The 10,498-nt window shown below is 70.2% G+C and carries 12 protein-coding genes; 9 read left to right on the top strand and 3 right to left on the bottom strand.

All coding sequences use genetic code 11. The features are described from left to right. Positions 1–126: 126 nt before the first annotated feature. Positions 127–801, bottom strand: a complete 675-nt coding sequence (locus ACFT32_RS36325; protein WP_382497715.1) for a lysophospholipid acyltransferase family protein — start codon at positions 799–801, stop codon at positions 127–129. Positions 802–1,187: 386 nt separating this feature from the next. Here ACFT32_RS36325 and ACFT32_RS36320 point away from each other — a divergent pair, with 386 nt between their 5' ends. The 3 genes from ACFT32_RS36320 (at position 1,188) to ACFT32_RS36310 (ending at position 3,484) form a co-directional block, all read left to right on the top strand. Then, a complete protein-coding gene (locus tag ACFT32_RS36320; protein WP_382497713.1) occupies positions 1,188–2,360 on the top strand; it encodes a glycerophosphodiester phosphodiesterase in 1,173 nt (390 codons plus the stop codon). A 74-nt stretch (positions 2,361–2,434) separates the two neighbouring features. Beyond that, positions 2,435–2,929, top strand: a complete 495-nt coding sequence (locus tag ACFT32_RS36315; protein ID WP_382497712.1) for an RNA polymerase sigma factor — start codon at positions 2,435–2,437, stop codon at positions 2,927–2,929. 57 nt (positions 2,930–2,986) lie between these two features. After that, a complete protein-coding gene (locus tag ACFT32_RS36310) occupies positions 2,987–3,484 on the top strand; it encodes a GNAT family N-acetyltransferase (RefSeq protein ID WP_382498122.1) in 498 nt (165 codons plus the stop codon). Between the two features lie 66 nt (positions 3,485–3,550). On the opposite strand, the gene ACFT32_RS36305 is transcribed toward ACFT32_RS36310, so the two are convergent. Further along, positions 3,551–3,982: a hypothetical protein gene (locus ACFT32_RS36305; RefSeq protein WP_382497710.1), complete on the bottom strand. Its 432-nt coding sequence runs from the start codon at positions 3,980–3,982 to the stop codon at positions 3,551–3,553. Beyond that, complete coding sequence (locus tag ACFT32_RS36300; RefSeq protein WP_382497708.1) at positions 3,963–4,322, bottom strand: hypothetical protein; 360 nt, start codon at positions 4,320–4,322, stop codon at positions 3,963–3,965. Before ACFT32_RS36300 ends, ACFT32_RS36305 begins: the two co-directional genes overlap by 20 nt. Positions 4,323–4,391: 69 nt before the next feature. On the opposite strand from ACFT32_RS36300, the gene ACFT32_RS36295 reads away from it, so the two are divergent. From ACFT32_RS36295 to cbiE, 6 genes are all read left to right on the top strand, one after another. After that, positions 4,392–5,042 carry an HAD family hydrolase gene (locus ACFT32_RS36295; protein ID WP_382497706.1) on the top strand — a complete coding sequence of 217 codons (651 nt, stop codon included), beginning with the start codon at positions 4,392–4,394 and terminating at the stop codon, positions 5,040–5,042. A gap of 378 nt (positions 5,043–5,420) precedes the next feature. Then, the gene (locus ACFT32_RS36290) at positions 5,421–6,455 is read left to right on the top strand and encodes a methionine ABC transporter ATP-binding protein (protein WP_382497704.1); all 1,035 of its coding nucleotides are present in this window, start codon (positions 5,421–5,423) and stop codon (positions 6,453–6,455) included. After that, complete coding sequence (locus ACFT32_RS36285) at positions 6,452–7,159, top strand: methionine ABC transporter permease (RefSeq protein WP_382497702.1); 708 nt, start codon at positions 6,452–6,454, stop codon at positions 7,157–7,159. Before ACFT32_RS36290 ends, ACFT32_RS36285 begins: the two co-directional genes overlap by 4 nt. Positions 7,160–7,222: 63 nt before the next feature. Next, on the top strand, positions 7,223–8,041 hold the full coding sequence (locus ACFT32_RS36280) for a MetQ/NlpA family ABC transporter substrate-binding protein (protein WP_382497701.1): 819 nt from the start codon (positions 7,223–7,225) through the stop codon (positions 8,039–8,041). 140 nt (positions 8,042–8,181) lie between these two features. After that, positions 8,182–8,814, top strand: coding sequence for a GNAT family N-acetyltransferase (locus ACFT32_RS36275; RefSeq protein WP_382497699.1), 633 nt, complete (start codon positions 8,182–8,184; stop codon positions 8,812–8,814). Positions 8,815–8,950: 136 nt separating this feature from the next. Then, complete coding sequence (gene cbiE, locus ACFT32_RS36270) at positions 8,951–10,171, top strand: precorrin-6y C5,15-methyltransferase (decarboxylating) subunit CbiE (RefSeq protein WP_382497697.1); 1,221 nt, start codon at positions 8,951–8,953, stop codon at positions 10,169–10,171. Positions 10,172–10,498 lie beyond the last annotated feature (327 nt).

Raw genomic sequence — 10,498 nt, 5'->3', positions numbered from 1 at the left:
GGGGGGGGGGGGGGGGTGGGGGGCGGGGGGGGGGGGGGCGGCGGGGGGGGGGGGGGGGGCCCCCTCACCACGGGCGGGGGGGGGCGGCCGGCCCCCCCCCCCCCCACGCCCCCGCGGCCAGGAGAACTACGCGGCTTCCTTGGCCTTGCTGGCGTACATGTCCACGTACTCCTGCCCGGACAGCCGCATGACCTCGGTCATCACCGAGTCCGTCACGGCCCGCAGCACATAGCGGTCCCGGTCCATCCCCTCGTACCGGGAGAACTCCATCGCCTCACCGAACCGCACGGTGACCTTCCCAGGCCGGGGGAGACCCGCCCCACCCGGCTGCAGCCGGTCCGTGCCGATCATCGCGAACGGCACCACCGGCGCCCCCGTCATCAGCGTGAGCCGGGCGATACCGGTACGCCCCCGGTACAGGCGGCCGTCGGGCGAGCGCGTGCCCTCCGGGTAGATCCCGAAGACCTGGCCCTCCTCCAGCACCCGGCGCCCGGTCATCAGCGCGGCGACCCCTCCCCGGCCGCCGTCGCGGTCGACCGGGATCATGCCGACGCCGGTGAAGAACCAGGCCATCAGCCGGCCCTTGAAGCCCTTCCCGGTCACGTACTCGTCCTTGCCGATGAAGAAGACCTGCCGGTCGCAGACCAGCGGCAGGATCATCGAGTCGATGAACGTCAGGTGGTTGCCGGCCAGGATGACCGGACCGTCGCCGGGAATGTGCTCCGCACCTTCCACCTGTGGGCGGAACATCAGGCGCATGACCGGACCGAGCACTGCCTTGATGAGCGCGAAGCGGGACAACGGACCCTCCGGTGTCAAGGGAATCTGTATGAGTATGTGCAGGTGAGGACGATACTCGTGGCCCCGGGGATCGCGCACATCGGGCACGGCGACTTAACCAGGGCCTTACGCACTGTTGACGCGTGTTTACCTGCGGTGGCGTGTCGTCGACGGTGTGTAACCCGGCCGCCATGATGTGACGGACATCGCCTCGGATCGCACCGGACGCGTTCCCAGAACCGCCGCACCGAATCGAACGGGATACGACGAATCGTCAGTTCACCGTCCCCACCAGCCACTACGACATCCGGAGTCACCCGTGTGTTCCGCCCGGGGTCTCACACCCGTCATGTACGCGCCCGTACGATCGGCCCGCACTGACGAGTCGACGGCAGGGAGGGCGCTCAATGGGAACGCAGGGGTCGAACGAAGAAACGAGCGGGACCGGACGGCGGGCCCTGCTCGGCGCGGCGGTGCTCACCGCCGGCGGAGCGGTTCTCGGCATGACCGGCACGGCGCGGGCGGACGGCTCCCGGCACGGCGGCGGACACGGCGGATTCAAGAGCCTGCCCAAGCCGACGATCGTCGGCCACCGCGGGGCCAGCGGCTACCGCCCGGAGCACACCCTGGGCTCGTACCAGCTGGCGCTCGACCTGGGCGCCGACATCGTCGAGGCGGGCGACCTGGTGCCGACGAAGGACGGGCACCTGGTCTGCCGGCACGAGCCGGAGATCGGCGGCACCACGGACGTCGCCGACCACCCCGAGTTCGCCGACCGCAAGAAGACCAAGCTCCTCGACGGCGTCTCCACGACCGGCTGGTTCACGGAGGACTTCACGCTCGCCGAGCTGAAGACGCTGCGCGCGATCGAGCGGATCCCGGCCAACCGCCCGCACAACACCCTCTACAACGGCCGCTGGGAGATCCCCACCTTCGAAGAGGTCCTGAAGTGGCAGGACGAGCAGACCCGCAAGCGCGGCAAGCAGGTCTGGATCTACCCCGAGCTCAAGCACCCCACCTACTTCCGCAAGCAGGGCCTGCCGCTGGAGGAGCGGGTGGCCAAGGTGCTGCGCAAGTACCGCAAGGACCGGCGGACCTCCCCGGTCATCATCCAGTCCTTCGAGCCGACCAGCATCGAGCGCCTCAACAAGCTCGTCGACAACCCCCTGGTCGTCCTGCTGTCCTCGGCGGACACCCGCCCCTGGGACTTCGTCGAGACCGGCGACCCGCGCACCGTCGCCGACCTGGTCAAGCCGGCCGGCCTCAGGGAGATCGCCTCCTACGCGCAGGGCATCGGCCCGACCCTCGACCTGGTCATCCCGCGCGACGCCAAGGGCAACCTCACACAGCCGACGACGCTCGTCCCGGACGCGCACAAGGTGGGGCTGATCCTGCACCCGTGGACCCTGCGCAACGAGAACCCCTTCCTGCCCGCGAACTTCCGCAAGGGCACGGACGCGGACGCCTACGGTGATGTCTTCGGCGCGTACAAGGCGTACTTCGCGACCGGCATCGACGGCGTCTTCACCGACCAGCCCGACACGGGCCTGCTGGCTCGCGAGGCCTTCGTCAACGGCTGAGCTCACACCACCCGGTCGAGTGAGCTTCGGCCGCCCGGGCAACCCGCCGCCCGGGCGGCCGCGTCGCTCCGCATATGACACCCGACCTGGTCACCGCCCTGAGCCCGCTGCTCACCGCCGAGGCCTCTGCGGAGGCATATGCCGCGGGAACCGAGCCCAGTGACCTGGAACAGGCGGTCTGGCTCCGCCTGCTGGAGCGCCTCGACGCCGACGACCCGCCGCTCGACCCCCAGGGCTGGCTCCGCCGCGCCGTCCGCTCGGAGGCCCGCCGCACCCGCCGTACGAGCCGCCTCGAACGGCCGTACGCCGGCGAACCGGTAGACGACGGCGACCGCGACCCCGAACAGGTCGCCCTCGCCGCGGCCCGCGGCCGTGCCCTGCGCGAGGCCGTGCGCCGCCTCCCGGGCCGCTGCCCCCGGCTGATGGAGGCGCTGCTCTCCCCGCAGGACCTGACATACCGGGAAATCGCAGGGGAGTTGGGTATGTCACAGGGGAGTCTTGGCCCGGAACGTTCCAGATGCCTGGGATGTCTGCGCAGATTGCTTGCGCCGGAGGTTGCGGCCCACTGAGGACGGGGATAGGAGTGGGGGACGACAGGTGATCAGATGAGCGGGAGGCGTGCGCACATGGGCATGAGCGTGACCATCTCTGCGGCGACCGGGCAGGACGCGGAGCAGATTTTCAGGCTGCAGTACCTGTGCTTCCAGCGGGAGGCGGCGCTGTACGGGAACTACCGCATCGACCCGCTTGTCCAAACCCTCGACTCGGTCCGCGAGGAGGTCACCCGGGACTGCGTCTTCGTGGCCCGGCTCGGCGACGAGGTCGTCGGCTCGGTCCGCGGCTCGGTCACCGAGGACGGCGCCGCCGCGATCGGCAAGCTCTGCGTCCACCCGCGCCTCCAGGGCCACGGCATCGGAGCCCGCCTCCTCCGGGCGGCCGAATCAGCCCTCGCCGACCAGCACGGCGCCAAGCGCTTCCGCCTCCACACCGGCCACCGCAACGAGGGCAACCTCCGCCTCTACCGCAAGGTGGGCTACGAAACGGTGGGCACGTCCCAGGGCGCGGACGGCATCCCCATGATCGTCCTCGAAAAGCCCGCCGGCACCTTTGCGGCGACGGCTTAGTCATGCCCTAGGGGCGCGGGGAACTGCGCGAGCAACCACACACAACCCGCACTCGCCGACGCCCCCTCAGCCGGCATCCCCCTGCTGCGCACGCGATCGCCGCAGCCAGTAAATGGCAGACAGCGGCAACAACACCGGGATGAACAGATACCCCATCCCGAAGTCCGACCACACGGTCGCGTCCGGGAAGGCCGACGGTTCGACCAATGTCCAGGTCCCCACCGTCAGCACACCCACCAACTCCGCGACACAACACACCAGCGCCGCCCGCCGGGCAGTCTCCCCACCCCGCACCAACGAGTACGTGATGAACCCGTACACCACGCCGGCCACCGCCGACAGCGCATAGGCCAGCGGCGCCCGGTCGAACTCCGTCGCGATCTGGTACGCGGACCGCGACACCGCCCCCACGACCATCACGCCGTACAACCACACCAGCAGAATCCCCGGCCCACCGATCAGCCGCCGCCGGCTCACCTCAGCCTCCCCAGATGTCATAGAGCCGCACCTCCAGCACCGCCAGCACCACACCGCCGGCGGCAACCGTCACCGAGCCCCACCGAGTGCGCTCGGCCAGTGACATGAACCCCGCCGCCGGGACGCACGCGAACGCCCCCAGCAGATACGCCACGAAGATCGTCGTGCCCTGCTCCGGCTTCTCGCCCTGCGCCAGCAGCACGAACCCCACCACGAGCTGGACCAGCGACAGCAGGGTGACCACGGCCATCCCGATGAAGTGCCAGTCCTTCGTCGGCTGGTCTCGGTAGGCCGCCCAGCCGCACCAGGCGGCGAGCAGCAGCGCGGCGACACCGGTCACCAGCGTCAGAGCAGCAAGCATGCTGCGACCTTATTACGGCCGAAAAGGCCCGATGCTTCCGGCCCTGGCCCGCACCGTAGGGTCGAGGGCATGAAGATCCACGCGCAAGCCCTGCTGTTCGACAACGACGGAACCCTGGTCTCCTCCCTCGACTCGGTGGACCGCTGCTGGACACGGTGGGCCGCGGAGTACGGGATCACGCCCGAGGAGTTCGCGCGGGTCGAACTGCACGGCCGGCCGGCCGTCGAGATAGCCGCCGACCTGCTGCCCGCCGAGATCGTGCCGCAGGCTCTCGCGCGGATCGAGGACCTGGAGGTGGAGGACGTACCCAACGGCGGTGTGCGCCTTCTGCCCGGGACGCGCGCGTTCCTCGACTCGCTGCCCGCCGAGCGCTGGGCCGTCGTCACCTCCGCCACCCGGCGGCTGGCCGAGGCGCGGCTCGACGCCGTCGGCATCCTTACCAAGACACTCGTCGCCGCCGACGACATCACCCGCGGCAAGCCCGACCCCGAGCCCTATCTGCTCGCCGCCCGCACCCTCGGCGTCGACCCGGCCCACTGCGTCGTCTTCGAGGACGCCCCCGCCGGTCTGACGGCCGGCCGCGCCGCCGGCATGACCACCGTGGCGTTGACCACAACCCACCGGGCCCACGAGCTCGACGCCGACCTGACCGTCGAGAACCTGTCGGCCCTGTCCGCACTGGTCACCGAGCAGGGGGTGGAAATCTCCCTCCGCGGCTGACGCGTTCCCACCCCTGTTCACCGCTGTCCAGCATCCGGACAGCGGCGTGACTGTCATGACCGTACGCGTGTTTTACTGGCGACATGACCACGACGAGCGACCGCATCCCCGCGACCGAGGCGACCATGACGCCCGGTGCTCGTTGTATGTGTCGAATGTGCGCCTTCTAGAGGGCCCCCGCACCACCCCCTGAGCTCGCGCCCCGAAGCGAGACAGCGGCAGGTCCGCACGCCCTGAGCGGTGCGAGACGCCAAGCCGCCGCGCGCGCATGTTCTCCCCGGTTCCCCGCCTCAGCGAGAACCGTGTCGCGTCCCTGAACGAATGCCTCTGTGCCCGGGCACACCCACGCCCGCGCACTCGACAGTGACGGAAACCCACGTGATCACCACAACGGACCTGACCAAGGTCTACCGTTCACGCGGCCGCGAGGTCACCGCCCTGGACGGCGTCGACCTGCACGTCCGCGAAGGCGAGGTGTACGGCGTCATCGGCCAGTCCGGCGCCGGCAAGTCCTCGCTCATCCGCTGCGTCAACCTGCTGGAACGCCCCACCTCCGGCACCGTGACCGTCGCCGGACAGGACCTCACCGCCCTGGCCGGCCGCGGCCCGCGCGCCGGAAAGGAACTGCGGGAGGCACGCAGCCGGATCGGCATGGTCTTCCAGCACTTCAACCTGCTGTCCTCCCGGACCGTCCAGGACAACGTCGAGCTGCCGCTGGAGATCCTCGGCAAGTCCGGCAAGGAACGCTCCCGCAAGGCGCTGGAACTGCTCGACCTGGTCGGCCTCGCCGACAAGGCGGGTGCCTACCCCGCGCAGCTCTCCGGCGGCCAGAAGCAGCGTGTCGGCATCGCCCGCGCCCTCGCCGGCGACCCCAAGGTGCTGCTGTCCGACGAGGCCACCAGCGCCCTCGACCCGGAGACCACCCGCTCCATCCTGGCGCTGCTGCGCGACCTGAACCGGCAGCTCGGCCTGACCGTCCTGCTCATCACGCACGAGATGGACGTCGTGAAGTCGGTCTGCGACTCCGCCGCGCTCATGGAGAACGGCCGCGTCGTCGAGTCGGGGACGGTCAGCGAGCTGCTGGCGACCCCGGGCTCCGAGCTGGCCTCCGCGCTGTTCCCGCTGGGCGGCGAGGCCTCCGGCGAGGACCGCACCGTCGTCGACGTCACCTTCCAGGGCGAGAGCGCGACCCAGCCCGTCATCTCGCAGCTCGCGCGCACCTACAACATCGACATATCGATCCTCGGTGCCGCCATCGACACCGTCGGCGGCCTCCAGGTCGGCCGGATGCGCATCGAACTGCCCGGCCGCTACGAGGACAACGTCGTACCGATCGGGTTCCTGCGCGAGCAGGGCCTGCACATCGACGTCCTGGGCCACGAGTCCGAACTGGTGAAGGAGGGCGTCAAGTGACCTGGTCCGAGATGCAGCCCCTGCTGGAACAGGCGTGTTGGGACACGCTCTACATGGTCGGCTGGTCCACGGTCATCGCCGTGGTCGGCGGACTGCCGCTCGGGATCCTGCTGGTCCTGACCGACCGCGGCGGCCTGCTCCAGAACCTCGCCGCCAACAAGGTCATCGGGCAGATCGTGAACATCGCCCGCTCCCTGCCGTTCATCATCCTGATGGTCGCGCTGATGGGCTTCACCCGCTCCATCACCGGGACGACCATCGGCGTCGAGGCGGCCATCGTGCCGCTCGCCGTAGGCGCCATCCCGTTCTTCGCGCGCCTGGTCGAGACGGCCGTCCGCGAAGTGGACCACGGGCTCGTCGAGGCCGTGCAGTCCATGGGCGGCAACACCTGGACCATCGTCCGCAAGGTCCTCGTACCGGAGTCCCTGCCGTCGCTGATCTCCAGCACCACCACCACGATCGTCGCCCTGATCGGCTACTCGGCCATGGCGGGCACGGTCGGCGCCGGCGGCCTCGGGGACATCGCCATCCGCTACGGCTACCAGCGCTTCGAGACCCAGCTGATGTGGATCACCGTCGCGATCCTCGCCGTCGTCATCTCGGTCATCCAGTTCGCCGGCGACTACGCGGCCCGCTCCCTGCACCGCCGCGGCGCCCACTCCGGCCCCGCCCCGAAACTGCGGCTGCTCAAGGCCGCCTCCTAGAGCTCCCCGTTCACCCACGACGGGGTCGCACCACTCGCAAGGCCATAAGGAAAGGCACTTTTCGTGCGTAACACCGCCAAGATCACCACCGCCGTCCTCGCCGCCGGAGCCCTCACCCTCGGGCTCAGCGCCTGCGGCGCGGGCGACTCCGGCTCCGACGGACCCCTGATCGTCGCCGCCAGCCCCACCCCGCACGCCGAGATCCTCACCTACGTCAAGGACAACCTGGCGAAGAAGGAGGGCCTCGATCTGCAGGTCAAGGAGTTCACCGACTACGTCACGCCGAACACGGCGACGCAGGACGGCTCCGTGGGCGCCAACTACTTCCAGAACCAGCCGTACCTCGACGACTTCAACAAGAAGAACGGCACCGACATCGTGCCCGTCGTCACGGTCCACCTGGAGCCGCTCGGCCTCTACTCCCACAAGGTCAAGAAGGCCGACGCCCTGAAGAGCGGTGCGACGGTCGCCATCCCCAACGACACCGTCAACGAGGCCCGCGCCCTCAAGCTCCTCGCCGCGCACGGGATCATCACCCTCAAGGCGGGCGTCGGCAACGAGGCGACCCCTTCGGACATCACCAAGAACCCGAAGAACCTCAAGTTCAAGGAGCTGGAGGCGGCCCAGACGCCGCGCTCCCTCGACGACGTGGACGCCGCGGTCGTGAACGGCAACTACGCCCTCGAGTCCGACCTCAAGCCCGCGAAGGACGCCCTCGTCCTGGAGTCCCCGAAGGACAACCCGTACGGCAACTTCCTCGCCGTGAAGAAGGGCGAGGAGAAGGACCCGCGGGTGAAGAAGCTCGCGAAGCTTCTCACCTCGCCCGAGGTGAAGAAGTTCATTCAGGACAAGTACGACGGCGCCGTGCTCGCCTCCTTCTGAGCCCGCGCCCGGCACCCGCGCCGCAGGGGTCCTTCCTCACCTGGTGGGGGAGGACCCCGTGGTGCGGATCAGTGCTTTCATGCTGCATGCTGGGCAGTTGAGCAGGCCCTGAAGGTTCACCGAAGGTTACGGAGCGGCGCATGACGAGCACCTTTCCCAACGTCTCCATCAGCACGGAGCGGTTGGTGCTGCGTCCCCTTGACGAAGACGACATCGCCGCCCTGGCTGCGATGATGAACGACGAGCAGGTGGCCGCCTGGACCTCCGTCCCCCAGCCCTTCACGGAGGACGGCGCCCGCACCTGGATCACCGAGTACGCCCCCGCCCAGCGCACCGAGGGACGCGGCCTCGACTTCGCGGTCACCGAGTTCCTCACCCAGCGCCTGGTCGGCGTCATCCAGCTCGGCAAGACCAACTGGCGCGTACGCTCCACCGAACTGTCGTACATCATCGCCCCCTGGGCCCGGGGCGAGGGCTACGCCTCCGAGGCCGCCCTGGTCACCGCCCGATGGCTCTTCTCGGACCAGAAGTTCGAACGCATCGAACTGCGCACGGCGGCCGACAACACCGCCTCCCAGCAGGTCGCCCAGAAGATCGGCTGTATCAGCGAGGGCGTGCTGCGCAACGCCTGTATAGCCCGCAGCCGTGCCGAGGACGGCACGTGGACGGACGTACGCACCGACTTCATCGTCTGGAGCCTGCTCCCCGAGGACCTGGAGGGCGTCGGCGGCCGGCTGCCCGGCGGTTTCACCTCCTTCGGCGACTGGAACTGACGGGAACGGCCACCGTGCGCGACCGCACCGCCGTCCCCTCCGCCGGCTCCACCGGGTACCCTCACCAAGCCCACCCACGGGCCGCTCGCGACACGACACGCAGACGACCTGCGAGATCCTCTGGAGACTGACGACGATGGCCGACCGGGTCACGGTGATCGGCTGGGACGGTTCGCCGCTGACCGACGCGGCACGCGCCGCCCTGGGTGCCGCCACGCTCGTGGCGGGTGCCGCCCACCACCTGGCGCTCCCCGAGGTACCCGCCGGCGCCGAGCGCATCCGCCTCGGCAGCGTCGCCCTCGCGGCCCGCCGCATCGCCGGCCACCGCGGCACGGCCGTCGTGCTGGCCGACGGCGACCCCGGCTACTTCGGCGTCGTACGGACCCTGCGCGCTCCCGAGTTCGGCCTCGAGGTCGAAGTCGTCCCCGCCGTCTCCTCCGTCGCCGCCGCCTTCGCCCGCGCCGGAATGCCCTGGGACGACGCACAGGTGGTCGTCGCACATCGCCGCACCCTGCGCCGCGCGGTGAACGTATGCCGAGCCCACACCAAGGTGGCCGTCCTCACCTCACCCGGCGCCGGCCCGGCCGAACTGGGCCTGCTCCTCGAAGGAGTCCATCGCTCCTTCGTCATCTGCGAGGAACTCGGCACCGAACGCGAGCGCGTCACGATCGTCACCTCCGACAAGGCCGCCGACCACGCCTGGCGCGACCCCAACGTCGTCATCGTCCTCGGCGGCCCGGCCGGACCCGGCACCATTGGGGAGGCCGGCGGCTGGATCGCCGGCCGCGACCCCTCCGCCGGGCCCCGCGGCTGGTCCCTGCCCTCCGAGACCTACGGCGCCCCCCTCGGTGAGGGCGAGACCCAGCCGCTGCGCGCCTCCCAACTCGCCCGCCTCGGACCGCGCGTCGGCGACCTCGTGTGGGACATCGGCTGCGGCAGCGGTGCCTTCGCCGTCGAGGCCGCGCGTGCCGGCGCCGCCGTCATCGCCGTCGACAGCGACCGGGCCGCCTGCGCCCGCACCGACGCCACCGCACGCCGCCTCGGCGTCCAGCTCCAGATCGTGCACGGCACCGCCCCGCACATTCTGGAGAACCTCCCCGAACCGGACGTCGTCCGTGTCGGCGGCGGGGGAGCGGCCGTCGTCTCGGCGGTCGCCGACCGCCGCCCGCAGCGCATCGTCACGCACGCCGGCACCCGTGACGCCGCCGAACTCATCGGCCGCGACCTGACGGAGCACGGCTACGGCGTCGAGTGCGCCCTGCTGCAGTCCGTCGAACTCGACACCCGGGCCTGGACGGAGAAAGAACGGAGCGTCGCGTTCCTGCTCAGCGGCGTGCTGCCGCGGCGCAGCGCCTGATCCCGCCGCCGTCCCCGTGATCGGGTTGTCGTACTGCGCGCGGTAGGCTGGCCGATCGTTGCACCGCACGCGGACGCCCGGCACTTCGTCGGCCAATGTCCGGAAAACCCGCCCGTTTTGGGGTGTGTGTGGTACGGCAGAACCTGAGGACGCGCAACGTGGCGCAGTCCACAGCGGAACCGTCGCGGATCAAGCTGCCGCGAGGGTGGTACGGCCGCGACAATGCCATTGAATGGCTTTGTCGCCTTTTTGGGGCGGGCCGCTCGTGCCGCTGGGGACGCACGCTCGTTCTTCACAGCGGGGCGGTCGGTGCGCCGTTCCGGGCGA

The sequence above is a fragment of the Streptomyces sp. NPDC057002 genome, assembly GCF_042673825.1.
Taxonomy (GTDB): Bacteria; Actinomycetota; Actinomycetes; order Streptomycetales; family Streptomycetaceae; genus Streptomyces.
Note: the sequence above shows the minus strand (reverse complement) of the source record. Positions and strands in the feature narration are given on the sequence as shown.

Bases quoted from the DNA above. Each gene is read 5' to 3' on its own strand.
- ACFT32_RS36320 (WP_382497713.1), top strand. From the start codon at position 1,188: ATGGGAACGCAGGGGTCGAACGAAGAAACGAGCGGGACCGGACGGCGG.
- ACFT32_RS36315 (WP_382497712.1), top strand. From the start codon at position 2,435: ATGACACCCGACCTGGTCACCGCCCTGAGCCCGCTGCTCACCGCCGAG.
- ACFT32_RS36310 (WP_382498122.1), top strand. From the start codon at position 2,987: ATGGGCATGAGCGTGACCATCTCTGCGGCGACCGGGCAGGACGCGGAG.
- ACFT32_RS36305 (WP_382497710.1), bottom strand. From the start codon at position 3,982: ATGACATCTGGGGAGGCTGAGGTGAGCCGGCGGCGGCTGATCGGTGGG.
- ACFT32_RS36300 (WP_382497708.1), bottom strand. From the start codon at position 4,322: ATGCTTGCTGCTCTGACGCTGGTGACCGGTGTCGCCGCGCTGCTGCTC.
- ACFT32_RS36295 (WP_382497706.1), top strand. From the start codon at position 4,392: ATGAAGATCCACGCGCAAGCCCTGCTGTTCGACAACGACGGAACCCTG.
- ACFT32_RS36275 (WP_382497699.1), top strand. From the start codon at position 8,182: ATGACGAGCACCTTTCCCAACGTCTCCATCAGCACGGAGCGGTTGGTG.
- cbiE (WP_382497697.1), top strand. From the start codon at position 8,951: ATGGCCGACCGGGTCACGGTGATCGGCTGGGACGGTTCGCCGCTGACC.